The 24,376-nt window shown below is 69.7% G+C and carries 23 protein-coding genes; 11 read left to right on the top strand and 12 right to left on the bottom strand.

The annotated features are described in order from the left end of the window. Window positions 1-30: 30 nt before the first annotated feature. On the bottom strand, window positions 31-1,782 hold the full coding sequence (locus tag ACWDTS_RS16975; RefSeq protein ID WP_450118653.1) for a M4 family metallopeptidase: 1,752 nt from the start codon (window positions 1,780-1,782) through the stop codon (window positions 31-33). 274 nt (window positions 1,783-2,056) lie between these two features. Continuing rightward, on the bottom strand, window positions 2,057-3,163 hold the full coding sequence (locus tag ACWDTS_RS16970; protein ID WP_450109565.1) for a LacI family DNA-binding transcriptional regulator: 1,107 nt from the start codon (window positions 3,161-3,163) through the stop codon (window positions 2,057-2,059). Window positions 3,164-3,316: 153 nt separating this feature from the next. Between ACWDTS_RS16970 and ACWDTS_RS16965 the strand changes: the two genes are divergently transcribed. Genes ACWDTS_RS16965 through ACWDTS_RS16945 form a run of 5 tightly spaced genes read left to right on the top strand, consistent with a single transcriptional unit; the run spans window position 3,317 to window position 10,775 of the window. Next, entirely contained in the window at window positions 3,317-4,414 is a 1,098-nt protein-coding gene (locus ACWDTS_RS16965; RefSeq protein ID WP_450118652.1) for a metal ABC transporter solute-binding protein, Zn/Mn family, read from the top strand. A gap of 28 nt (window positions 4,415-4,442) precedes the next feature. Continuing rightward, a complete protein-coding gene (locus ACWDTS_RS16960; protein WP_450118651.1) occupies window positions 4,443-5,318 on the top strand; it encodes a metal ABC transporter ATP-binding protein in 876 nt (291 codons plus the stop codon). Next, window positions 5,318-6,202 (top strand): metal ABC transporter permease, encoded by an 885-nt coding sequence (locus ACWDTS_RS16955; RefSeq protein WP_248676258.1) that lies wholly within the window; start codon window positions 5,318-5,320, stop codon window positions 6,200-6,202. Before ACWDTS_RS16960 ends, ACWDTS_RS16955 begins: the two co-directional genes overlap by 1 nt. Window positions 6,203-6,240: 38 nt before the next feature. Next, on the top strand, window positions 6,241-9,867 hold the full coding sequence (locus tag ACWDTS_RS16950; RefSeq protein ID WP_450118650.1) for a hydantoinase B/oxoprolinase family protein: 3,627 nt from the start codon (window positions 6,241-6,243) through the stop codon (window positions 9,865-9,867). A gap of 44 nt (window positions 9,868-9,911) precedes the next feature. Beyond that, window positions 9,912-10,775, top strand: a complete 864-nt coding sequence (locus tag ACWDTS_RS16945; protein WP_197250930.1) for a 5-oxoprolinase subunit C family protein — start codon at window positions 9,912-9,914, stop codon at window positions 10,773-10,775. Between the two features lie 27 nt (window positions 10,776-10,802). Here ACWDTS_RS16945 and rlmB read toward each other — a convergent pair whose 3' ends face one another. The 5 genes from rlmB to carD are packed head-to-tail and all read right to left on the bottom strand — an operon-like array spanning window position 10,803 to window position 14,908. Continuing rightward, the gene (gene rlmB, locus ACWDTS_RS16940) at window positions 10,803-11,774 is read right to left on the bottom strand and encodes a 23S rRNA (guanosine(2251)-2'-O)-methyltransferase RlmB (protein ID WP_450118649.1); all 972 of its coding nucleotides are present in this window, start codon (window positions 11,772-11,774) and stop codon (window positions 10,803-10,805) included. Next, a complete protein-coding gene (gene cysS, locus ACWDTS_RS16935; protein WP_450118648.1) occupies window positions 11,774-13,168 on the bottom strand; it encodes a cysteine--tRNA ligase in 1,395 nt (464 codons plus the stop codon). Before cysS ends, rlmB begins: the two co-directional genes overlap by 1 nt. 11 nt (window positions 13,169-13,179) lie before the next feature. Next, window positions 13,180-13,656, bottom strand: coding sequence for a 2-C-methyl-D-erythritol 2,4-cyclodiphosphate synthase (ispF, locus tag ACWDTS_RS16930; RefSeq protein WP_248675796.1), 477 nt, complete (start codon window positions 13,654-13,656; stop codon window positions 13,180-13,182). 4 nt (window positions 13,657-13,660) lie between these two features. Next, window positions 13,661-14,386 carry a 2-C-methyl-D-erythritol 4-phosphate cytidylyltransferase gene (ispD, locus tag ACWDTS_RS16925; RefSeq protein ID WP_197250937.1) on the bottom strand — a complete coding sequence of 242 codons (726 nt, stop codon included), beginning with the start codon at window positions 14,384-14,386 and terminating at the stop codon, window positions 13,661-13,663. A 33-nt stretch (window positions 14,387-14,419) separates the two neighbouring features. Further along, window positions 14,420-14,908: an RNA polymerase-binding transcription factor CarD gene (carD, locus tag ACWDTS_RS16920; RefSeq protein WP_068155544.1), complete on the bottom strand. Its 489-nt coding sequence runs from the start codon at window positions 14,906-14,908 to the stop codon at window positions 14,420-14,422. Window positions 14,909-15,198: 290 nt separating this feature from the next. Between carD and ACWDTS_RS16915 the strand changes: the two genes are divergently transcribed. The 3 genes from ACWDTS_RS16915 to dinB all read left to right on the top strand — a co-directional run bounded on the left by ACWDTS_RS16915 (window position 15,199) and on the right by dinB (window position 18,586). Continuing rightward, window positions 15,199-15,831 carry a copper chaperone PCu(A)C gene (locus tag ACWDTS_RS16915; RefSeq protein ID WP_197250926.1) on the top strand — a complete coding sequence of 211 codons (633 nt, stop codon included), beginning with the start codon at window positions 15,199-15,201 and terminating at the stop codon, window positions 15,829-15,831. 101 nt (window positions 15,832-15,932) lie between these two features. Beyond that, on the top strand, window positions 15,933-17,321 hold the full coding sequence (gene radA / locus ACWDTS_RS16910) for a DNA repair protein RadA (RefSeq protein WP_248675797.1): 1,389 nt from the start codon (window positions 15,933-15,935) through the stop codon (window positions 17,319-17,321). A 20-nt stretch (window positions 17,322-17,341) separates the two neighbouring features. Continuing rightward, on the top strand, window positions 17,342-18,586 hold the full coding sequence (gene dinB, locus ACWDTS_RS16905; RefSeq protein WP_450118647.1) for a DNA polymerase IV: 1,245 nt from the start codon (window positions 17,342-17,344) through the stop codon (window positions 18,584-18,586). Between the two features lie 25 nt (window positions 18,587-18,611). Here the strand turns inward: dinB and ACWDTS_RS16900 are convergent, their stop codons facing one another. Next, window positions 18,612-19,172, bottom strand: coding sequence for a PaaI family thioesterase (locus ACWDTS_RS16900; protein ID WP_248675799.1), 561 nt, complete (start codon window positions 19,170-19,172; stop codon window positions 18,612-18,614). Between the two features lie 96 nt (window positions 19,173-19,268). Here ACWDTS_RS16900 and disA point away from each other — a divergent pair, with 96 nt between their 5' ends. Beyond that, window positions 19,269-20,351, top strand: coding sequence for a DNA integrity scanning diadenylate cyclase DisA (gene disA / locus ACWDTS_RS16895; protein ID WP_197252300.1), 1,083 nt, complete (start codon window positions 19,269-19,271; stop codon window positions 20,349-20,351). Between the two features lie 33 nt (window positions 20,352-20,384). On the opposite strand, the gene ACWDTS_RS16890 is transcribed toward disA, so the two are convergent. Both ACWDTS_RS16890 and ACWDTS_RS16885 read right to left on the bottom strand, forming a co-directional pair. Next, a complete protein-coding gene (locus ACWDTS_RS16890) occupies window positions 20,385-21,092 on the bottom strand; it encodes a hypothetical protein (RefSeq protein WP_197252301.1) in 708 nt (235 codons plus the stop codon). 57 nt (window positions 21,093-21,149) lie between these two features. Continuing rightward, window positions 21,150-21,776 carry a carbonic anhydrase gene (locus tag ACWDTS_RS16885; protein ID WP_197252302.1) on the bottom strand — a complete coding sequence of 209 codons (627 nt, stop codon included), beginning with the start codon at window positions 21,774-21,776 and terminating at the stop codon, window positions 21,150-21,152. Window positions 21,777-21,866: 90 nt separating this feature from the next. Between ACWDTS_RS16885 and ACWDTS_RS16880 the strand changes: the two genes are divergently transcribed. Further along, window positions 21,867-22,796 carry an A/G-specific adenine glycosylase gene (locus tag ACWDTS_RS16880; RefSeq protein WP_450118646.1) on the top strand — a complete coding sequence of 310 codons (930 nt, stop codon included), beginning with the start codon at window positions 21,867-21,869 and terminating at the stop codon, window positions 22,794-22,796. Here the strand turns inward: ACWDTS_RS16880 and ACWDTS_RS16875 are convergent. Further along, window positions 22,754-23,500, bottom strand: a complete 747-nt coding sequence (locus ACWDTS_RS16875; RefSeq protein ID WP_248675801.1) for an alpha/beta fold hydrolase — start codon at window positions 23,498-23,500, stop codon at window positions 22,754-22,756. The two genes, ACWDTS_RS16880 and ACWDTS_RS16875, sit on opposite strands and share 43 nt — an antisense overlap. Window positions 23,501-23,532: 32 nt before the next feature. Between ACWDTS_RS16875 and ACWDTS_RS16870 the strand changes: the two genes are divergently transcribed. Continuing rightward, complete coding sequence (locus ACWDTS_RS16870; protein WP_197252304.1) at window positions 23,533-23,838, top strand: antibiotic biosynthesis monooxygenase family protein; 306 nt, start codon at window positions 23,533-23,535, stop codon at window positions 23,836-23,838. Window positions 23,839-23,910: 72 nt separating this feature from the next. On the opposite strand, the gene ACWDTS_RS16865 is transcribed toward ACWDTS_RS16870, so the two are convergent. Next, window positions 23,911-24,303 carry a nuclear transport factor 2 family protein gene (locus ACWDTS_RS16865; protein ID WP_248675802.1) on the bottom strand — a complete coding sequence of 131 codons (393 nt, stop codon included), beginning with the start codon at window positions 24,301-24,303 and terminating at the stop codon, window positions 23,911-23,913. Between the last annotated feature and the right edge of the window lie 73 nt (window positions 24,304-24,376).

Raw genomic sequence — 24,376 nt, 5'->3', positions numbered from 1 at the left:
GTCGTTTTCGTCGGCGGGTCGGTCGGCAGTTCACGTGATGCCGACGAGGCGGTACGCCTCCCGGATCGAGTCGACCTTCCCCTTCCGGTCCGGGTCGCCACCGAAGTAGGTCAGGCCGACGTCGACGGTTGCCTGCAGCGCGTCGGTGAACGTCGCTCGCGGTGTCAGCCGGGCCATCGCCAGGTAGGTCAGGACCGCGACGTCCTCGACCGTGAACACGCGTGCCCCGTTCTTGGTCATCGTGAGCAGGTTGTGCACCGCCTTGTTGTGGATGCTGCTGTTGAAGTGGACCCAGCCCTGATCGTTGCGGTTGCTCGGCAACTCGCCGGGACGCAACGCACGGAAGTTGTTCATGTGTGCGGGATGTCCGGTTCGGGTGGGGTCTTCGAAGTCGCGGAGCGGTCGGCCGTCCGGGCGGAGCCCGGCACCGATCTTCCAGTCCCACGTGCTCACGTCGTGGCGGTCCGGCGCGGTGTACCAATTGCCGATGACGACTCCCGCGACATCCGCGTACGACTCGTTGAGAGCCCCGGACTGGGTTGCGTACACGAGGTTCGAGGTCGACTCGATCACCCCGTGGGTGAGTTCGTGGCCGATGACGTCGAGGTACCGCGACAAGCTCACGAGCCGGCCGTTCCGGGAGATCTGCCCGTACCACATCCGGCGCTTCCACCAGAAGGCGTTCAGCAGCGTCGGCGGGGGTTCCATGCTTGCTGCGGTGGCGTTGACCAGCGAGATCAGATCCATGCCCTTGTCGTCGATGCCGTCGCGCTGCAGGACGACCTTGTAGAAGTCCTGGACCCGGGAGGCGTTGAGGTGCGCGGAGACGGCGGCCCGGTTGGTCGTGCCGAAGTCGCTCGTGGGGGCCTCGACGGGATTGCGCGGCACCGGTGGGTCGCTGTCGAGATCCGCGAACCGCAGGTCGTAGGTGTGGACCGCACGCAGCGGATCGGAGAGCCGGCAGATGGTGCCGTTCGGATCCGCGAGCTGTCCGAGGAACGTCTGGTGGTCGTCGTTCTCGTCGACTCCGACGCACCGGGCCGGGGTCGGAAGCGCGGTCGCCACGGCGCTGTAGCAGAACAGGATCTCTCCGTCGTGGGCATCGACGAGGTAGTCGAAGGACGGCGGGACCGGTCGAGGTCCCATTCCGCGCACCTCGTCCGCGTCGCCGGCGGCTTCGTCGCCGGTGGTGGGAGGCTCGGCCGGGACCTCGGCGAACAACCATGCCAGGTGCCACGACCCCGAGTCCTCGTCCTTGTAGAAGGTGAGGGTCGCGCCCACCCCGACGTCGGGCGGCAAATCACTGCCGGTGTACCGGGCGAGCCGCGCGAGCGCCTCCGCTCGATCGAGAGACTCGATCGGGTCGACACCGGTGACCTCGTCGAGCCGCGCGTTCACACTCACGAGTTCGCGTGATTCGGTCATTTCGACGACGGCCCCGGACCCGAAGACCGGGATGTTCCGTGACGTCTGGTGGAAGCGCACCTGCCGGGTTCCGGCCGCCCGCAGGTCCTGCTCACCGTCGAACACCAGACCCGGTACCCGTTCGGGCCGTTCGGGTTCCACCAGTGATTCGAGGGACGGGCGGTCGTCGCTCCGGAGCAGCTGATCCACGTAGAACCGGGCTGCCGCCTCGTTGCTGGTGAAGATCGGTGCGGGAGCGTCGAATTCCGGCGCGACGGCCCCGGCCGGGAACGACTCCGGCGACCGTGCGTTCTCATCCGGGGACACCGCCGGGTCCTCGGCGACGTGGTAGTGGAGGAATTCCAGGGAAGTAGACATACGAAACACCTTCGGTTTCTTGCATGTTCGAGTCCGGCGACTGCCGCGTACGGCTCGCCGCGGTCGCGAGGTGCGGCCACGATTCGACGGTAGGGCGAGCGGCCGACCACCACACGAGTAGTCCGCTACCTCAATCTGCGCGGCGGAGTGCTACCGATTTGCGCAACGGCCTGCAGCAGTCGGGTAGCACGCGGTTGCCGACGGGAAAGACAGCCGCGCGCGGGATGCCGCGCGCCGGTGTCTTCCTGCCGCGCGGCCGCCGCCTACGCACGGATTATTCAGCGCACCAAAGACTTTCGGCCGGACCTGCGGTGCGTCCGGGGAGCAGTTCGGTCTCCAGCGTCTCGACCTGAGCGACCCCCGAGTGCGACGGGGCCGCGAGCAGGAGTTCGCCGGTGCGGCGGCCCTTCTCCTTCTGCGGCTGACGGATGGTGGTCAGCCCCTCGCGCAGCGCCTCGTCGATGCCGTCGAAGCCGGTGATCGACAGGTGCCCGGGCACATCGAGCCCGGAGTTGTGCGCCCACGCGAGCGCACCCAGCGCGAGAACGTCGGTGGTGCACATGAGCGCGGTGATCCGCGGATCGGCCGTCATCGCCTGTGCGGCACCCGCTGCACCGTCGTCGGCGGTGTGGGCGTACCGCTCGACGACGGTGAGTTCGGCGGGATCGAGTCCGGCGGCGGTCATCGCCTCCTGCACCCCGCGGATCCGTTCGTGCTGCACGTGGAAGCTCTCGGTGGCGAAACGCGAGGCGTCGGCGACACCGTCGTGGCGGTCGCGGCCGAGCCGCATGGAGACGATGCCGATCCGCTGGTGTCCCAATCCGATGAGGTACTCGGCGAGGCGTCGCATCGAACCACGGTCGTCGATGCCGACGAGCGGTGCGGTGGCGATGCCGCGCGGCTGATCGCACACCACGATCGGGAGGTGCCGTTCGAGGACGGCCGCCAGGTAGGGGTCGCCGTCGGGCACCGAGTAGACGACGAAACCGTCGACGGAGGATCGGTGCACGACCTGGGCGGCCTCTTCGTCGTCGCGGCCCGGGCCGGCCGGGACGAGGAGCAGACCCTGTCCGGCGGCCTCGCAGGCCTCGGACAGTCCGGACAGAAAGGTCATGGCGGCGGGGTCGCGGAACGAGTAGCTCAGCGCTTCGGTTAGCAGGACACCGACGGTCCCGGCCTTGCGGGTGCGCAGCGACCGCGCCATCGGGTCGGGCCCGGGATATCCGCGCCGCTTGGCGACCTCGAGGACGCGTTCGCGCAGTTCCGCGGACAGCTGATCGGGCCGGTTGTACGCGTTGGAAACCGTGGTCCGCGAGATCTTCAGCTCGGCCGCGATCGAGGCCAGAGTGGCCTGGCGACGAGGCTGACGGGACCTGGGCATGCACGGACCGTAGCTGTGTGTTGCCCGTCACGGCCACCCGGGTCCGGTCAAAAGTCCCGATCCGGTCCGCTAAAGTAGAACGGTAACGGTTTCCAATAACGTTAGGGTTGCCTCCCGCGGACACGCCCGACGTCGAATCCAGGAGAAGGATCAGTGCGACTGTCCCCCCGCACGCGTGCCGCCACCGCCGCCGCAGCCCTCGCCTGCGCTACCGCACTGAGCCTGACCGCGTGCGGCTCGACCGGCGACACGGATTCGAACGAGATCAAGGTCGTCGCATCGACGAACGTGTGGGGTTCGGTCGCACAGGCCGTCGCGGGCGACCGCATCGAGGTCCGGTCCCTGATCACGGAGCCGTCCGCAGACCCCCATTCCTACGAGGCCAGCCCGACCGACGCGGCGGCGATCAGCGACGCGTCGCTCGTCGTCTACAACGGCGGCGGCTACGACCAGTTCGTCGACGACGTCCTCGAGGCCACGAACACCGGTGCGGCGACCGTCGACGCCTTCGCCCTGTTCGAGTCCGGCGAGAACAGCGACCTGCACGACGGGCACGCGCACGGAGCGGAGACAACCGGTGGGAACACCGCGGCGACCGGTGACGACGAAGCGCACGACGAGGGCCACGAAGACGAAGGCCACGAAGCCGAGGGCCACCGAGAGGACAGCCACGCCACCGAGAGCCACAGCGAGGACGGCCACGAGGGCCACGACCACGGCGGCGTGAACGAGCACGTCTGGTACGACCTCGCGACCGCCGACGCCGTCGCCCACTCCGTCGCCGACCGCCTCGCAGAACTCGATCCCGAAGGTGCGGACGTCTATCGCGCCAACGCCGAGGCGTTCCACACCCGGTTGCATGAGGTCTCCGACGGCATCGCGGCCGTCGCGGCCGAGCACCCGCAGGCACCGATCGCGCAGACCGAACCGATCGCGCACTACCTGGTCCTCGCGGCGACGCTGAACGATCTCACCCCCGCCGACTTCACCAACGCCGTCGAGAACGGCACCGATCCCTCCCCCGCGTCCATCGCCGCCACCCGCCAGCTGCTGCTGGACAAGCAGGTCCGGGCTCTGATCTACAACCCGCAGACCGAGGACAAGGTCAGCCTCGAGATGCGCAAGGCCGCGGAACAGGCCGGCATCCCGGTCGTGGAGGTGTTCGAGACGCTGCCCGAGGGCGTCGACTACGTCCAGTGGCAGACCGGCACCGTCGAGAAGCTGGCCGCCGCACTCGGCACCCCGGCCTGATCCGCCCGCTCGAGAAACACGGAATCCGGTGAGCACACACAACCCCGACCGTTCCCCCTCCGTAGAACCCGCCGTAGAACTGAGTAACGCGCGGTTGGCGTTCGGCGAACGCACGCTGTGGGAGAACCTCGATCTGACCGTCCAACCCGGCGAGTTCGTCGCGGTACTCGGACCCAACGGTGCCGGGAAGTCGTCGCTGCTCAAGGTCCTGCTCGGCCAGCTTCCACTCAGCGCGGGCACCGCCACCATCGCCGGTACCCCGGCGAGGACCGGGAACTCGCACGTCGGGTACGTGCCGCAGCAGAAGTCGCTCGACGAAGGTGTGCCGCTCCGCGGCCGCGACCTCGTCGGCCTCGGTGTCGACGGGCACCGGTGGGGTACGGGGGTGCGTTTCTGGAAGACGCGGCGCACCGCGGTGGACGCCGCGATCGCCCAGGTCGGGGCCGAGTCCTACGCGAACGCCCCGATCGGTTCGCTGTCCGGCGGAGAGCAGCAGCGGCTGCGCATCGCGCAGGCACTCGTCGGCGACCCGCGTGTCCTGCTGTGCGACGAACCGCTGCTCAGCCTCGATCTGGCCAACCAGCACCTGGTGTCCGCCCTCATCGACCGGCGTCGCCGCGACCACGACACCGCCGTGCTGTTCGTCACCCACGAGATCAACCCGATCCTGCCGCTCGTCGACCGCGTCCTCTACCTGGTCGACGGCCAGTTCCGCATCGGCACCCCCGCCGAGGTCATGACCTCCGAGGTGCTGTCGGAGCTGTACCGCACCGACGTGGAAGTCCTCGAGATGCGCGGCCGCCTCGTCGTCGTCGGCACCGGCGACGCCATCGATGCGCTCGGCAGCGCCGGCGGCCTGCGCCCCGGCGAGGGCGTCCATCACGACCATCACGAGGATCACTGATGAGCAGCAAGTTCTCCGACGCGATGAGCCGCATGTTCGACTGGCAGGACACCGTCGAGTTGCTGCAGTACGACTTCGTGCAGCAGGCGCTGCTCGCCGGTGCGATCCTCGGTCTGCTCGCGGGCATCATCGGCCCGCTGATCGTGAGCCGGCAGATGGCGTTCTCGGTGCACGGCACGTCCGAACTGTCGCTGACGGGCGCCGCCGCGGCGCTGCTCATCGGCGTCTCGGTCGGGATCGGCGCGGTCTTCGGCGCCGTCGTCGCGGCGATCCTGTTCGGCATCCTCGGCACCCGCGCCCGCGAACGCGACTCGGTGATCGGCGTGGTCATGGCCTTCGGGCTGGGCCTGGCCGTGCTGCTGCTGTGGGCCTACGACGGCCGCACCGGCGCCGCGTTCTCCCTGCTCACCGGCCAGATCGTCGCGCCCGGCGGCACCGGGATCGCGGTGCTGGCCGTCTGCGCCGTGGTCGTCGTCGGCACGCTGCTCTTCATCTACCGGCCGTTGCTGTTCGCGAGCACCGACCCCGAGGTCGCCGCCGCGCGCGGTGTCCCGGTCCGGGCGCTGTCGATCGTGTTCGCGGTGCTGGTCGGCATCACCGCCGCGCTCGGGGTGCAGATCGTCGGCGCGCTGCTGGTGATGGCCCTGCTCATCACGCCCGCGGCGGCGGCCGCGCGGATCGCGAGCAGCCCGCTCGCCGCAACGGCCCTGGCGGTGGTGTTCGCGGAACTCGCCGCGGTCGGCGGCATCCTGCTGGCGCTCGCACCGGGCGTGCCCGTCTCGAGCTTCATCACCGCGATCGCCTTCGTCATCTACCTGGTGTGCCGGTTCGTCGGGTCGGCCCGGCAGCGGCGGGGCGCGGGCCGAGCGGTCGCCGCACACTGAGGTCGGGCCCGCCTGATCGGAGTCGATACGCTCCTTTCATGGCGACGGAGGACACGGCAGACAAGCAGAACCCCGGGACCGGGCGGTGGGAATTCTGGATCGACCGTGGGGGCACCTTCACCGACGTCGTCGGCCGGCGACCCGACGGCACGCTGGTCACCCACAAACTGCTGTCGGAGAATCCGTCCCGCTACCGTGATGCTGCCGTGGCGGGTATCCGCGTGCTGCTCGGCGTGCCCGAGGACGCACCCGTCGGCGCCGATCTCGTCGAGCAGGTCCGCATGGGCACCACCGTCGCGACGAACGCACTGCTCGAACGCAAGGGTGTGCGCACGGCGCTGGTGATCACCGCCGGCTTCCGCGACGCCCTGCGCATCGGCTACCAGAACCGGCCGCGCATCTTCGACCGCAACATCGTGCTGCCCGAACTGCTGTACGAGCGGGTGATCGAGGTGGACGAACGGGTCCGCGCCGACGGGACCGTGCTGCGGGCCCCCGACCTCGACGCGCTCGAACCGGAATTGCGCGCCGCACACGCGGACGGCATCGACTCGGTCGCGGTCGTCTGCATGCACAGCCACCTGTATCCCGAGCACGAACGCGCGGTCGGGGAACTCGCCGAGAAGATCGGCTTCGGCCAGATCTCGCTGTCCGCGGTCGCCAGCCCCTTGATGAAGGTGGTGCCGCGCGGCGACACCGCTGTCGTCGACGCCTACCTGTCCCCGGTGCTGCGCAACTACGTCGACCGTGTCGCCGAGCAACTGCCCGGGGTGCGGCTGATGTTCATGCAGTCCAACGGCGGCCTGACCGAGGCGCAGCACTTCCGCGGCAAGGACGCCATCCTGTCCGGGCCGGCCGGCGGCATCGTGGGCATGACCCGCATGTCGGAGATCGCCGGGTTCGGGAAGGTCGTCGGCTTCGACATGGGCGGCACGTCCACCGACGTGTCGCACTATGCCGGTGAGTACGAGCGGGTGTTCGACACCGTCGTCGCGGGTGTGCGGCTGCGCGCACCGATGATGGACATCCACACCGTCGCCGCCGGCGGCGGGTCGATTCTGCACTTCGACGGCAGCCGCTACCGGGTCGGTCCCGATTCGGCGGGTGCCGATCCCGGTCCGGCGTCCTACCGGAACGGCGGGCCGCTGACGGTCACCGACGCCAACGTGATGCTGGGTCGCGTCCAGCCCGAGCACTTCCCGCACGTGTTCGGTCCGGGCGGCGACCAGCCCCTCGACAGCGACACGGTGCGTGCCCGATTCACCGACCTCGCCGCGGAGATCCGCACCGCCACCGGCGACGACCGTTCCCCGGAGCAGGTCGCCGAGGGCTTCCTGCAGATCGCGGTCTCGAACATGGCGAACGCGGTCAAGAAGATCTCGGTGCAGAAGGGGCACGACGTCACCGAGTACGCGCTGACCACATTCGGCGGGGCGGGCGGCCAGCACGCCTGCGCGGTCGCCGATGTGCTCGGCATCCGTACGGTGCTGGTGCCGCCGCTGGCCGGTGTGCTCTCCGCTCTCGGAATGGGCCTGGCCGACACCGCCGCGATGCGCGAGCAGTCCGTCGTCGTCGAACTGTCCGACGAGGCGATGCCCCGGCTGCACGCTGTCGCCGGCGAGCTGGAGGCCGACGCCCGTGCGGAGCTGCGGGACGAGGACATCCCCGACGACCGGATCGTGGTGAGCCGGTCCGCGCATCTGCGGTACGACGGGACCGACACGTCGGTGCCGGTACCGCTGGCCGACCCGGCGACGATGACCTCGGAGTTCGAGGCGATACACCGGCGCACGTATTCGTTCCTCATGGACCGGCCGCTGATCGTCGACGCGGTCGCGATCGAGGCCGCCGGGTTGACCCGCCGTCCCGATCTGACCGGTCTCGGCAGTGCCGACGCCCGCGGCGAGCAGCCTCCCGCCCGGGTGAGGATGTTCGTCGACGGTGCGTGGCGCGAAGTGCCGTTGTACCGGCGCGAGCATCTGACACCCGGCACCGAGGTCGCCGGCCCCGCGATCGTCGCCGAGGACCTGTCCACCACCGTCGTCGAGAACGGCTGGCGGGCAACGCTGTCCGATCACGGTCATCTGGTACTCGAACGGCTCGCGGCTCTCGCCGGCGCGGACGTCGGCACCGAGGCCGACCCGGTGCTGCTGGAAATCTTCAACAACCTGTTCATGTCGATCGCCGAACAGATGGGTACCACCCTCGAATCCACCGCTCAGTCCGTCAACATCAAAGAGCGACTGGACTTCTCGTGCGCGCTGTTCGATCCGGACGGCAATCTCATCGCGAACGCCCCGCACATCCCGGTGCATCTCGGGTCCATGGGCACCAGCGTCCAGGAGGTCGTGCGGCGCCGAGCGGGTTCGATGAAGCCGGGCGATGTGTACGCCGTCAACGATCCGTACCACGGCGGCACCCACCTGCCGGACGTCACGGTCATCACCCCGGTGTTCGATGCCGACGGCGACACCATCCTGTTCCACGTCGCATCGCGCGGGCACCACGCCGAGATCGGCGGCCTGACACCGGGTTCGATGCCGGCGGGCAGCCGCGACATCCGTGAGGAGGGCGTGCTGTTCGACAACTGGCTGCTCGTCGAGAACGGCAACTTCCGCACCGACGAGACGCGGGAACTCCTCACCTCCGGGCCGTATCCGTCGCGCAATCCCGACACGAACCTCGCGGATCTGCGCGCCCAGGTCGCCGCGAACGCGCGTGGCGTCACCGAGGTCGGCCGGATGATCGAGCACTTCGGACTCGACGTCGTGCAGGCCTACATGCGGCACGTGCAGGACAACGCCGAGGAGGAGGTGCGCCGCGTCGTCGACCGGCTCGAGGACGGGCACTACCGGTACGAGACGGATTCGGGTGCGGTGATCGAGGTCCGCGTCACCGTCGACCGCGAATCACGTTCGGCGACGATCGATTTCACCGGAACCTCCGTCCAGCTGCCGACGAACTTCAACGCGCCGACGGCGGTGGCGCGTGCTGCGGTGCTGTACGTGTTCCGGACACTCGTCGCGGACGACATCCCACTCAACGACGGATGCCTGCGCCCGCTGCACATCGTCATCCCGGAGGGGTCGATGCTCGCGCCCGAGTACCCGGCCGCGGTGGTCGCGGGGAACGTCGAGACCTCACAGGCCGTGACCGGCGCGCTCTACGCGGCGCTGCGGGTGCAGGCCGAGGGCGCCGGCACGATGAACAACGTTACCTTCGGCAACGCGCGGCACCAGTACTACGAGACGCTCGGCTCGGGATCCGGCGCGGGCGACGGCTTCGACGGCACTTCGGTGGTCCAGACGCACATGACGAACTCGCGGCTCACCGACCCGGAGGTCTTCGAATGGCGGCTGCCGGTGCTGCTCGAGGAGTACTCGATCCGTGCGGGCAGCGGCGGTCGCGGTCGCCGGCACGGCGGTGACGGCGGCACCCGGCGGATCCGGTTCCTCGAGCCGATGACCGTCAGCACCCTGTCCGGGCACCGGCGTGTTCCGCCCTACGGCATGGCCGGCGGCGAGCCGGGGTCGCTCGGCGCGAACCGGATCGAACGCGCCGACGGCTCGGTGACCGAGATGGCCGGGTGCGATTCGGTGGACGTCGGGCCGGGCGACGTCCTGGTCGTCGAAACACCGGGCGGAGGGGGGTACGGCCGGCCCTGACGAAACCCCGGGCACCGGACGGCCCGGTGCGCGAGAATCTCGGTATGGCTTGGCTCGAGATCGTTCGCAGCGGAGCTCTGACCACGATCCAGGATCGTGGACGCGCCGGGGACGCCGAGGCCGGGATCTCCGAATCCGGTGCGGCGGACCTCACCTCGCACGACGCAGCGAACCGCCTCGTCGGCAACGACCCGGCTGCCGCAACCCTCGAGGTGACCGTCGGCGGGCTCGAGATCCGCAGTATCGGGCCGACGATCGTCGCGGTCACCGGCGCCCGGGTCGCGGTCGCGGTGAACGGCCGGCCGAAGGGCGACTACGCGATGCTGCGCCTGAACGACGGTGATGTCCTCACACTCGGCGCCCCGTCGGAGGGATTACGCACGTATGTGGGGGTGCGCGGCGGCATCGACGTGCCGGAGGTGCTCGGCAGCCGCGCCACCGACACGCTGTCCGGGGTCGGCCCGGCGCCCGTGCGCGCCGGGGACCGCCTGCTCGTGGGGGGACTCGCCGCGGAGCTGCCGACGGAAGTGCAGATTCCGCCGCCCGCCGAGACGCCCGAACCGGCCGTGCTGCGGGTCCGTCGCGGACCCCAGGAACACTGGTTCACACCCGGAGCGGTCGAAGCACTGACCAGGGAGATCTGGTCGGTCACACCGGAACTCGATCGCCGCGGAATCCGCCTGCACGGACCGGGGCCCCTGCACCGGGCCGGCCGGGACAGGTTCGCCGGCGAGCCGACGGTCGCGGGAGCGATCCAGGTTCCCCGGGACGGGCATCCCATCCTGCTGCTCGCGGACCATCCCGCCGTCGGCGACTATCCGGTGATCGCTGTCGTCGTGCCCGAGGACGTGCACATCGCGGCGCAACTGCGGCCGGGACACCACATCCGGTTCCATCGCGCACGGTGACGGGGCGAACCCGTCACCGTCGCCGTGTCACTTGCGGCGCTGACGCGCGATGTCGGCGAGGACGACGCCCGCCGCGACCGACGCATTGAGCGACTCGACGTCGCCGGCCATCGGGATCGACAGGATCGAATCGCACGTCTCGCGGACGAGGCGCGACAGGCCCTTGCCCTCGGAACCGACGACGACCACGACCGGATCGGTGCCGTCGAAGTCGTCGAGGCTCGTGTCGCCACCCGCGTCGAGACCCACGACCCGCACACCCTGGGACTGCCAGTCCTTGAGGGTCCGCGTCAGGTTCGTGGCCCGCGCGACGGGAAGCCGCGCCGCGGCACCGGCGCTGGTACGCCACGCGACGGCCGTCACCGACGCGCTGCGGCGCTGCGGGATGACCACGCCGTGCCCACCGAATGCGGCGACCGAGCGGATGACGGCACCGAGGTTGCGCGGGTCGGAGATGTTGTCGAGCGCCACCAGCAGCGGCCGCTCGTGGTTGTCGCGGGCAGCCGCGATCAGATCGTCCGGGTGCGCGTACCGGTACGGCGGCACCTGGAGACCGATGCCCTGGTGCATGCCGTTCGCGGTGAGCCGGTCGAGCTCGCTGCGCTGCACCTCGAGGATCGAGATCCCCGTCTCGGCGGCGCGCTGGACGGCTTCCTTGAGCCGCTCGTCGGACTCGGCGCCGAGCGCGACGTACAGCGCGGTCGCGGGCACACCGGCCCGCAGGCACTCGACGACCGGGTTACGGCCGAGCACCATTTCCGGACCGTCCTCGGCCTTCCGGCCGGCCGGTCGGCGACCTCCGCCACCGCCGCGCTGGTCGGCGTTCTTCGCGGCGGCACGCGCACGCCGGGCAGCGGGATGGTACGGCCGGTCCTCGGCCTTCGGGGTCGCGCCGCGACCCTCGAGACCACGGCGTCGCTGACCGCCGGAGCCGACGACCTGCCCCTTCTTGCTTCCGCCCTTGCGGACTGCTCCGCGGCGCTGAGAATTGCCAGCCATCACTGCCCTGCTTTCAAGGACCACTCGGGTCCGTTCGGCGTATCGGTCACTTCGATGCCCGCCTTCGCCATCCGGTCGCGCACTTCGTCGGCGACCGCCCAGTTCTTCTCCGCGCGCGCGAGCTGACGCCGCTCGAGTTCGGCGGCGACGAGCACATCGAGTGCAGCGAGCGCCGCGGATTCGTCGCAGGACTGCTCCAGCCAGTGCGGATCGAGCGGGTCGAGACCGAGGACGCCGAGCATCGCGCGGACCTGGCCCGCGATGTGCACGGCGGCGTCGAGGTCGCCCGCGTCGAGCGCCTTGTTGCCCTCGCTGCGCCGGCCGTGGATCTCGGCGAGCGCCTTCGGCACACCCAGGTCGTCGTCGAGAGCCGCGGCGAACGCCTCGGTCCAGGTCCCGAGCGGGACGTCGCCCGCGCGGTCGCGGGTCTTGAGCACGAACGATTCGAGGCCCCGGTAGGCGGCGGCCGCCTCCTGCAGTGCCGCATCGGAGTACTCGAGCATCGAACGGTAGTGGGCACTGCCCAGGTAGTACCGCAGTTCCTGCGGACGGACGTGCTTCAGCACGTTCGGGATCGACAACACGTTGCCGAGCGACTTGGACATCTTCTCGCCGCCCATGGTGACCCAGCCGTTGTGCAGCCAGTATCGCGCGAAGCCGTCGCCCGCGGCCTTGGCCTGCGCGATCTCGTTCTCGTGGTGCGGGAACACCAGGTCCATGCCGCCGCAGTGGATGTCGAAGGTGCCACCGAGGTAATAGCCGGCCATCGCCGAGCACTCGAGGTGCCAGCCCGGCCGTCCGCGACCCCACGGGGTCGGCCAGGACGGTTCACCGGGCTTCTCGGCCTTCCACATCGTGAAGTCGCGGGGGTCGCGCTTGCCCTGGCCCGCGCTCTCGCCCTGGTGGACGTCTTCGAGCTTGTGCCCGGACAGGGATCCGTACTCCGGGTAGCTGAGCACGTCGAAGTAGACGTTGCCGTCGGCCGCGTAGGCGTGGCCCGCGTCGATGAGCCGCTGCATCAGGTCGACCATCTGGGTGATGTGGCCGGTCGCGCGGGGCTCCACGGACGGCGGCAGCACTCCGAGGGCGTCGTAGGCGCGGTTGAAGGCGCGCTCGTACGTCGACTTCCACTCCCACCACGGGCGGCCCGCCTCGGCGGCCTTCCGGAGGATCTTGTCGTCGATATCTGTGACATTTCTCACAAAAGCGACGTCCAGGCCTTGCGCGGACAGCCACCGACGCAGTACGTCGAACGCGACGCCACTGCGCACATGACCGATATGGGGTTCGCCCTGCACGGTGGCGCCACACAGGTACACCGAGGCATGGCCGGGGACCAGCGGGACGAAATCCCGCACGGCCCGCGTTTCGGTGTCGTAAAGGCGCAAGGTCACGACCAGCGATCCTACCGTTCCGTCTCGAGGGGCAGGACCAGAGCAGTCGCGATCGCCGCCACACCCTCGCCGCGGCCGGTGAGGCCGAGCCCGTCGGTGGTGGTCGCCGAGACCGATACCGGGGCGCCGAGCACGTCGGACAGGACCCTCTGCGCCTCGTCGCGACGCGGCCCGATCTTCGGGCGATTCCCGATGACCTGGACCGCGGCGTTCCCGATCGTGAAACCGTTCGCGTCGAGCAGTCGCCGGACCTCGGCGAGCATCGACGCACCGCTCGCCCCGGCCATCTCCGGCCGATCCGTGCCGAACACGGAACCGAGATCGCCGAGACCCGCGGCGGAGAGCAACGCATCGCACAGCGCGTGAGCTGCGACATCACCGTCCGAATGGCCCGAGCACCCGTCGACACCCTCGAACAGCAGCCCCGCCATCCAGCACGGTTTCCCTGCCTCGACAGGATGGACGTCGGATCCGATACCGACTCGCACGGTGCTAACGCTCCTGTTCTCGTTCGGCCGATTCCCGGGCTCCGGTCTCCGACTCGAGCAGCGCTCGGGCCAGGACCAGGTCCAACGGCGTCGTTATCTTGAAGGCCAGAGGGTCGCCGGCGACGGTGTGCACCCGCTCACCGAGCCGTTCGACGAGGCCCGCGTCGTCGGTGGCGTCACCGGCGTCGTCGTTCGCCCGGCGCAGCAACGCGATGTCGAATCCCTGAGGAGTCTGCACCGCACGCAGGGTGGACCGGTCCGGTGTGCCGGTGACCCACCCGTCGGTGTCGATGCTCTTGACGGTGTCGGCGACCGGCAGGACCGGAATCACCGCGTCCTTGCCCTCGCGCAGTTCCCCCGCGACCCGCACGCACAGGTCCGGCGGGGTCAGGGCCCGCGCCGCGTCGTGCACGAGCACGAATCGGGCGTCGCCCGCGGCGTCGAGGCCGGCCCGCACCGAGTCGGCGCGCTCCGCGCCACCGGCGACCACCGTGATGCGTCCGTCCGGGACGGCCCCGACGAGCTCGTCGACGGGTGTCCCGGCCAGTTCGGCGGGCACGACGATCACGACGCGGTCGACCGCGCCGGAGTCGATCATGGTGTGCACCGCACGGTCGAGCATCGTGCGGCCTCCGAGTTCGACGAACGCCTTGGGAAGCGATTCCCCCAGACGTACGCCGCGGCCGGCCGCCGGAATGATTCCGACGACCGGCCCGCTGCGATCGTTCAACTGCTGTTTTTCGATGTTCGCTGCTGCCACGCCTCAGGACGCGGCGGCGAGCACCTCGTCGAGCAGCGTCTCCGCCTTGACGTCGTCCGTTCCCTCGGCGAGCGCGAGCTCACCGACGAGGATCTGCCGAGCCTTGGCGAGCATCCGCTTCTCACCTGCGGAAAGTCCGCGATCCTGCTCACGACGCCACAGGTCGCGCACAACTTCCGCGACCTTGTTCACGTCGCCGGATGCGAGCTTCTCGAGGTTGGCCTTGTATCGGCGCGACCAGTTGGTCGGCTCTTCGGTGTGTGGTGCGCGCAGAACCTGGAAAACCTTGTCGAGGCCTTCTTGCCCGACGACGTCGCGAACACCGACGTATTCCGCGTTTTCAGCAGGTACCCGTACGGTCAGGTCGCCCTGCGCGACTTTCAGAACCAGATATTCCTTCTGCTCACCCTTGATGGTGCGTGTTTCGATTGCTTCGATCAGCGCCGCACCGTGATGGGGGTATACGACGGTGTCTCCGACCTTGAAAATCATGTGTCCCGTGCCCCTTTCGATTCTTCGAGTTTAACACGCGACCACATTCGCCCCTCATCAACGGCGCAGGTCAGGGGCACCGACGCGTGCGCGTAGGGCTTGACATGCAACCGGTTCCGTGCATCTCGTGACTTCCGACACAGGCCGCCCAATATCATGATTCGCAGGGCGCGCGTACGCGTCGCCGTGCAGTCGGTGTGCCGCCGGAACGGCCCCGGGGAAGACTGCGCCGCCGGCAACTACTACTCTGCCTAGTGGATTGCGAGCCTTACTCGAGTGGAGGACAACCCGTGACTGCTCTGAACGCGCCGACTCGCCGAGTCGCGACTGCTCTCGCCCTGGCCGCCGGGGCAGCGCTCACTCTGTCCGCTTGCGGCGCCGGCCAGATCAGCCAGACCGCCACCCAGGTCGCGGCCATCAACGGCAACAGCGGCAACGTCGGCCAGATCGCACTGCGCAATGTGCACGTGATCTACCCCGATTCCGAGGAGTACTCCCTCGAGCCCGGCGGCAAGGCCGCCCTCGGCTTCAGCATCGTCAACCTCGATCCGTACACCCCGGACAAGCTGACCGGCATCTCCACCGATTTCGCGGCCGCCGCGACCGGTGTCGGCGACCTCGAGATTCCGCCGGGACGCTCCGTCGTCGCAGGTCTTCCGCCTGCCCAGGCCGCCGAGGCCGAGGGACTCGTCGTCGACGAGTCGCCGAAGCCGGCCGGTGACGAGGAGGAGCCCGACACCGCGGTGCCCGTCGCCGTCGAGCTGACCGGCCTGAAGGAGGGCGTCCGCCCCGGCCTGACCATCCCGGTCACCTTCACGTTCGCCGAGGCCGGCGACGTGACCGTCAGCGTTCCCGTCGACGCGGGCCCGAAGCTGGAGCGGCACGAGTCCGACAAGTCTCCGGTGGTCGGCGAGAGCCACTGACCCGATCTCACGAGGGCGGGGCCGGACGAGCATTGCTCGTCCGGCCCCGCCCTCGTTTCGGTGGAGGTCCGGTGTCGGTCCGCGCCTCTATCGTGCAGTCCGTGGCCAAGACGAAATCGATCTACCGTTGCAGCGACTGCGCGCACACCGTCGCGAAATGGGTGGGGCGCTGCCCCGAGTGCGGCACGTGGGGGTCGATGGACGAGACAGCGGCCGTTCCCGCCGCGGTCGCCGCACGCCCGGGAACATCACTGGCGCGCGCCGGTGCCGCCGCGATCCTGCCGACCACACCCGCGACGCCGCTGACGCTCGTCGACGGCAAGGCCACGCACGCCAAACCGACCGGCATCTCCGAACTCGACAGGGTGCTCGGCGGCGGGGTGGTGCCGGGGTCGGTCGTTCTGCTCGCCGGCGAACCGGGCGTCGGCAAATCCACGCTGCTCCTCGAGGTCGTGCATCGCTGGGCACAGCGCAGCCCCGACGACCGCTCGCTCTACGTCACCGGCGAGGAATCCGCCGGTCAGGTGCGGCTGCGCGCCGATCGCACCGGTTCGGTGCACGAACGGGTCTTCCTCGCCGCCGAATCCGATCTCGCGACGATCTTCGGTCACGTCGAACAGGTGAAGCCGACGCTGCTCGTCGTCGACTCCGTGCAGACGATGCTCGCCGCCGACGTCGAAGGCGTCTCCGGCGGTGTCACCCAGGTGCGGGCCGTCACCAGCGCGCTGACCTCGCTCGCCAAGGCCAGCGGCGTCCCGGTGCTGCTCATCGGTCACGTCACCAAGGACGGCGCGGTCGCCGGGCCACGATCGCTCGAGCATCTCGTCGACGTCGTGCTGCACTTCGAAGGAGACAAGCATTCGACGCTGCGCATGGTGCGCGGCGTGAAGAACCGTTTCGGGGCCGCCGACGAGGTCGGCTGCTTCGAACTGTCCGAGGACGGCATCGCCGGAGTCAGCGACCCGTCCGGGCTGTTCCTGCAGCACCGCACCGAGGAGGTCGCCGGAACCGCGATCACCGTGACCATGGACGGCAAGCGTCCGATGCTCGGTGAGTTGCAGGCGCTGGTGGTGCCCACCCACAACCCGTCGCCGCGGCGGGCGGTGAGCGGGCTCGACTCCGCCCGGGTCGCGATGGTCCTCGCTGTGCTGGAACGTCGCTGCAGGATCCCGCTGGGCAAGTGCGACGTCTATGCGTCGACGGTCGGCGGCATGCGGATCACCGATCCGTCCGCGGACCTCGCCCTGGCACTCGCGGTCGCGTCGGCGGTGCGCGAGAAACCGCTGCCGGCGGGCACGGTGCTGCTCGGCGAGGTCGGGCTCGCCGGTGAGGTCCGGCGCGTGTCCGGCGTGGGCCGGCGACTCGCAGAGGCCGGCCGGCTCGGCTTCACCCGCGCGCTGGTCCCGCCCGGCACCGAGGGCGTGCCCAAGTCGGTGAAGGCGACCGAGGTGGGCAACGTCGGACAGGCGCTGGCGGCGCTGCGGAGCTAGTCGGTGCCGGATGCGAACATATGTTCGTGTCCGATGCGACGATCCTGCACGCCGACCTCGACGCGTTCTACGCGTCGGTGGAGCAGCGCGACGATCCGTGGCTGCGGGGCCGGCCGGTAGTCGTGGGCGGCGGGGTCGTGCTCGCCGCGAGCTACGAGGCGAAGGCGTACGGGATCAAGACGGCGATGTCCGGACGGGCCGCCCGCGCGCTGTGCCCAGGCCTGATCTCGGTGCCGCCGCGCATGGACGCCTACACCCGCGCGAGCCGCGACGTGTTCGCCGTCTTCGACCGGACGAGCCCGATCGTGGAGGGCATCTCCATCGACGAGGCGTTCCTCGACGTGGGCGGGCTGCGCCGAATCGCGGGCACGCCCCTGGAGATCACGACAAGGCTGCGCCGCGACGTCGCCGAGCAGGTCGGGCTGCCGATCACCGTCGGGGTCGCGCGCACGAAGTTCCTCGCGAAGGTCGCCAGTGGCGTCGCGAAACCGGACGGACTGCTGCTCGTGCCACCGGACGGCGAACTGCAGTTCCTGCATCCGCTGCCCGTCGAACGCCTCTGGGGCGTCGGCAAGGTCACCGCCGCCACGCTGCACGCCCACGGCATCCGCCGCGTCGCCGACGTCGCGAGCCACAGTGAGAGCGACCTGGTGGCGCTGCTCGGGAAGGCCACCGGCCGCCACCTGCACGCACTGGCCAACGGCGTCGATCCCCGGACCGTCCGCACCCGGCGACGACGCCGCTCGATGGGAGCCCAGCACGCGCTCGGACGCGGCTACCACGATCCGGACTCCGTGGCTGCGACCCTCATGCTGCTCGTCGACAAGGTGACCCGGCGGATGCGGGCGGCCGATCGGCTCGGCCGCACGGTCGTGCTGCGACTGCGCTTCGCCGACTACACGCGCATCACCCGGTCGCACACGCTGCCGGTCGCGACCGCGCGCACCGACACCGTCCGCGACACCGCCCTGGACCTGCTGCATGCCGCGTGGCCGCTCGTCGCCGATCGCGGGCTGACGCTCGTGGGTGTCGCGGTCACCAATCTCGACGACGAGGACACCGAACAGCTGGAACTGCCGTTCGACGACGTCGTCGAACAAGGGGGCAACGCCGCGGGCGAGGTCGTCACACACCGGCCGATCGACCGGCATGCCCTCGACGCCGTGCTCGACGACGTGCACAACCGCTTCGGATCCGGGTCCCTGACGTCCGCGACGCTCCTCGGCCACGATCACCGCCCCGGCGTGCCGCTCCTGCCGGACTGAGCCGGGCCGGCCCGACGAGGTAGCGCTACACCGACGAGGTGCCGTACGGCGAGACCGGGACGCCGTCGACGTAGTCCTTGCCCTTGTCGAAGTGCTCGGCACCGACCGTGAGGAACAGCCCCCGGGACGTCGCGACCACGATGTCGGGATCGGCCATCGGGCCCTCCACGATGCGGACCTCCGCGCTCGTGTACACCTTGCGGCGCACCGTGCCGTCCAGCCGGGCGCGGAACTCGAGCACCGAACCGAGCGGGATCGGCCGCGCGAAATCCACCTGGAGATGACCGGTGACGACCGGCCGCTGCAACACCATGCACGCCATGCCCTGAACTTCGTCGAACGCGCTGGTCAGGATGCCACCGTGGATGAAACCCGGTCCGCCCTGGTAGTAGGTGGCGACGTCGAGGCGGCCGAGGACCTCGAGCCCCTCCCCGACCGTGCAGTGCATCTTCAGTCCGCCCGGCTGGTCGTCACCGCAGCCGAAGCACTTGCTCCAGTGCTGGGGCAGTGCCTCACCCGGCCGCGGATGGTTCTCCGGAATCTCCGGAAGTACGAGGTCAGCGGGCAACGTCCAGGTGCTACTCATGACGCAGTAATGTAGTTCCGCGATCGGCTGCCTCCGCCGGGTAGACCGTGCAATTGTGATTGCCGCCGCATGGGCCGTCCGAGGGAGGAGCAAGGTATGTCCGACGTGTCGTCCGCGACGCTGCGCGACACGATCGCCCGCCTCGCCCCCGGCACGGCACTGCGCGACGGGCTCGAACGGATCCTGCGCGGACGCACCGGCGGCCTGATCGTCCTCGGTTTCGACGAGCGGGTCGCGGCCCTGTGCGACGGCGGTTTCGAACTCGACGTCGAGTTCGCCCCGACCCGGCTGCGCGAACTGTCGAAGATGGACGGTGCCGTCGTCGTCTCCACCGACGGAACGCGCATCGTGCGCGCCAACGTGCAGCTGGTTCCCGACCATCGCATCCCGACCGTCGAGTCCGGGACCCGGCACCGCGCGGCCGAGCGCACCGCGATCGAAACCGGTTATCCGGTGGTGTCGGTGAGCCAGTCGATGAGCATCGTGAGTGTGTACGTGGCCGGCCACCGGCACGTCATCAACGATTCCGCGACGATCCTGTCGCGCGCCAACCAGGCCGTCGCGACCCTCGAGCGATACAAGGCGCGGCTGGACGAGGTCACCCGCCAGCTGTCCGTGGTCGAGATCGAGGACTTCGTGACGCTGCGCGACGCGCTTACCGTGGCCCAGCGCCTCGAGATGATGCACCGCGTGTCGGTGGAAATCGAACAGGACGTGCTCGAACTCGGCACGGACGGCCGGCAGCTGGCACTGCAGCTCGAGGAACTGGTCGGCGACAACCAGCTGGCGCGCCAGCTCATCGTCCGCGACTACCTCGCCGGAACCGAGGCACCGTCGTCCGCCGATGTCGAACGCACCCTCGAGGTCCTCGAACACCTGACCGACGTCGACCTGCTGGACCTGACGGTCCTGGCCCGCGCCTTCGGATATCCGGGGACGATCGAGGCTCTCGACACCGCGATGAGCCCGCGCGGATACCGGGTCCTGCACCGGGTGCCGCGGCTGCAGACCGCGCAGATCCATCGGCTGGTCGGATCGTTCGGGACCCTGCAGGGGCTGCTCGCGGCGACCGCCGCGGACATCCAGTCCGTCGACGGCATCGGCGCCCTCTGGGCCCGGTACATCCGCGAAGGACTGTCACGTCTCGCGGAGGCGTCCATCAACGGACCGTACGACTGAACACGCTGTCCTCGGGCGACCGAGTCGCTGTGCTCAGGCGACGTTGAACGGCTCCGGGGTGCTGCGCAGCCCACCGAGCTGGCCGACGACGCTGTATGCGCCCGGACCGACCGGTTCGCGCGGCTGCTGGCAGCCGGGCGCCGACGTGGTGCCGGACCACTTCACCGAGAACGCCGCCTGGTCACCCGGAGCCAGCGTGCGCACGTCCGCGGTCGACTCGGGGAAGCAGTCGGTGTTCGACCAGAATCGGGTCGCCCCGTCGAGGCTGTAGACCAGCACCTGCTGCAGGCCGGCTCCGAGGTCGCGTTCGCACTGCTCGGTTCCGATGTTGGTGATGACGATGGTGAACGCGGGTTCGTCGCCGACGCGATAGTTCGGCTGATCCGCGGTCACGCGAACCGCCAGCGACTGGTCGGGGCACTGCCCCGCGGCGACCGGCGTCGCGGTCGTGCTCGAGGTGGTCGTGGCGGACGCCGACGTTCCCGCCGACGTTCCCGTCGACGACCCACCGCCGGATCCGGCTGCGGCCGGCTCGGCGGTGGCGTCGGCGGACGTCGTCGTGGTCGCCGTCGTCGACGTGACCTCGGCGGCGGTGTTCTCCGGCTCGGGGTCGTCACCGCCGCCGGTCAGTGCCATTACCAGCCACACGACCAGAGCCAGCACGACCAAGCCGACACCCACGGCGAGTGCGCGGCGGCGCCAGTAGATCTCAGGGGGCAGCGGCCCGTTCGGTTGAAGCACGACTCACACGGTAGGTGCAGGTTCGGGCCGTGGCCACACCGAGGTCGGCGTGTCGCGTCAGTCGACCGTCACACCGATGTCGCCGACGTGCTTGTGGAGCTTGACGCGACCGTCGGAGAGTGTGTAGGTGACGCCGACGATGGCGCAACGACCGGCCTCGACGCGATCAGCGATGATCCGGGACCGCTGCATCAGGAGCTTGGCGGTCTCGACGACGTGGCGTGCCTCGAGCTCGTCGGGATGGGTCAGCCCCTCGCTCCGGCCCATGAGGACCGACGGGGTGACCCGCTCGACGACGTCGCGGATGAATCCCGGAGGGACGTCGCCCTTGTCCAACGCGGACACAGTGGCCTTCACGGCACCGCAGCTGTCGTGTCCGAGGATCACGACGAGCGGCACGTTCAGGATCTCGACGGCGTACTCGATGGAACCGAGAACCGCGCTGTCGATCACGTGGCCGGCGGTCCGGACGACGAACATGTCGCCGAGACCCTGGTCGAAGATGATCTCGGCGGCCACGCGGGAGTCGCCGCAACCGAACAGCACTGCCGTCGGATTCTGGCCACCGACGAGCTCTGTGCGGCGGTCGATGCTCTGGCTGGGGTGCAGCGGGACACCGGACACGAACCGCTCGTTACCCTCGGTCAGGGCCTTCCAAGCGGAGATGGGATTCGAATTGGGCATGCGGCCATTATTCACCTGGCCCGATGTCGCTGATCGTTCGGTGTGATCAACGGCGCGAAACAATCTTCCGACACACCGATAGGAGATCTTGTGAGATCGACCCTCGACGCGTCCGCACTGCTGCGCTGGTACACCGCCGAAGCGCGGGATCTTCCGTGGCGACGCGAAGGGGTCACCGGCTGGCAGATCCTCATGTCGGAGGTGATGCTCCAGCAGACACCCGTCGCCCGGGTCGCGCCGATCTGGGAGCAGTGGGTGCAGCGTTGGCCGGTGCCGTCGCTGATGGCGGCGTCGAGCCAGGCCGACGTGCTGCGGGCGTGGGGCAAGCTCGGCTACCCGCGGCGCGCGCTGCGTCTGCACGAGTGTGCCGGGGTCCTCGCCGCCGAACACGGCGACGTGGTCCCGGCGGACGTCGAGACGCTGTTGAGCCTGCCCGGCGTCGGCGCGTACACCGCGCGGGCGGTCGCGTGTTTCGCATACGGGCAGCGGGTGCCGGTCGTCGACACCAATGTGCGGCGGGTCGTCGCGCGGGCCGTGCACGGCCGCGCCGAACCGGGCAATCCGTCGACCACCCGCGACCTCGCCGACGTCGAAATCCTGTTGCCGCGCAACCGATCCCGGGCCGCCACGTTCTCTGCGGCACTGATGGAACTCGGTGCGACCGTCTGCACCGCCCGCTCCCCCGAATGCGGACGCTGTCCGCTGCCGAGTTGCGCCTGGCGCGAGGCCGGCAGTCCCGCCCACGACGGCCCGCCGAAGAAGGTGCAGAAGTTCGCCGGGACCGACCGCCAGGTGCGCGGCAAGTTGATGGCGGTACTGCGGGAGAGCGAGGGCCCGGTGGAGCGGGCGGCGCTCGACGTCGTGTGGCTCGTCGACCCGGGCCAGCGCGACCGCGCGTTGCATTCGCTGCTCGTCGACGGGCTCGTCGAGCAGACCACCGACGGGCGCTTCGCTCTCGCGGGTGAAGGCGCAGACGGTCAGCCGAGTGCGGCGAGGAATCCTTCGACGGCCGCGCGGTAGTCCTCCGGCTTGTCGTCGTGGACGAGATGGCCCGCTCCGGCGATGCGCACGTAGGACGTGCCGGGGCGTTCGTCGGCCATCCGCAGCATCTGACCTTCGGGCGTGATGGTGTATTCGCCCTCGATGAGCAGCGTCGGCGCCTCGACCGCGCGCCACTCGTCCCAGAAGTGCCGGGTGCCCCATTCCTCGGAGATGTCGCGGAAGGTCGCGACGTCGCCGTGCAGGTACCAACCGTCGTCGCGTCGTTCGAACGAGTCGAGGAAGTACTGCCCGGCGACCGGCCCGAAGTAGTCGTGGACGGCGGCCTCGGTCGGAAACGGCTGCGGCCAGGCGCCGATCACGGCCGCCCAGTCCGCTGCGGTGCGGCCACGGAAGTCGGGGGCCATGTCCTCGAGAACGAGAGCCGCCACCCGGTCCGGATGTGCGGCGGCCAGGCACCAGGCGTGCAGTGCACCCATCGAATGCCCGATGACGACGAGCGGTTCGTCGAATCCGGCGTCGTCGAGGTGCCGGGCGAGATCGGCCACGAACGCTTCGGTGGTCAGCTCGTCCGGGGCGGGTCGTCCGTGTGCGGCCGCGTCGAAGGTGTGGACGTGCCCGTGGTCGCGCAGCCACGGCACGTGGCGCCGCCATGTGCGGGCGCTGCCCATCAGCCCGTGCAGCAGCAGGATCGGTCGTCCGGAACCACCTTCGTCGTGCAACACACCCGACAAGGTAGCGGAGTAGGCTCGCCGCCATGGCAGTCGTGAAGATCAACGCAATCGAGGTCCCGGAGGGCGCAGGCCCCGAACTGGAGAAGCGATTCGCGAATCGCGCGGGCACCGTGGACAAGTCGCCCGGATTCCTGGGTTTCCAGCTGCTGCGTCCGACCGCGGGCGAGACCCGCTACTTCGTGGTGACGCAGTGGGAATCCGAGGAGGCGTTCGCCGCGTGGCGTGACGGCGATGCCCGTGCCGCCCACGCCGGTGAAGCCAAGAAGCCGGTCGCTACCGGTGCGTCGCTGCTCGAGTTCGAGGTCGTCCTCGACGTCAAGAAGTCCTGACCCACATCCGCTGAGCAGTACGACAGCCGCGCGCGTCCTCACGCGCGCGGCTGCCTTTTTCGTGGGCCACCCTCACGCATGGAACCCGGCGGGCGGTCGATCGAGGAACACCGTCACCGCCCGGACCCGGCCGTCGTCCGCCATGGTGAGCACATCCGTGCCCTCGGCGAACGAATCCCCCGTGGCCGTGACCAGTTCCCAGCTCAGTCTGGCCCGGTCGTGGTGAAGGTCCGGTGCGGTTCGCCGGCGGAACTCGTAGCTGCCCATGTGGTCGGTGAACTGCCGGCGGAAGTCGACGAGCGCGGCCGGGCCCGTCAGCACTCCGACCGGCGCGCAGTATTCGACGTCTTCGACGAGCGTTTCGGCGGTGAGTGCGTCGTCGGCTCCCGGATTCCAGAATCGGACGTACCGTTCGATCGTGTCGGAGAGCTCGAATCGTTCGCTCTTCGAGGTGGTTTCGGTCATGACATTCACTGCCTCTCGGTGACGAGCCGCTTCGGTGCGGCATCATCGATCCTGGACCGCTTCCGTGCCGGCC

It is taken from the genome of Rhodococcus sp. NPDC003383 (assembly GCF_053589115.1).
The sequence above is the reverse complement of the archived record's forward strand: the minus strand, read 5'-3'. Positions and strand labels throughout refer to the sequence as shown.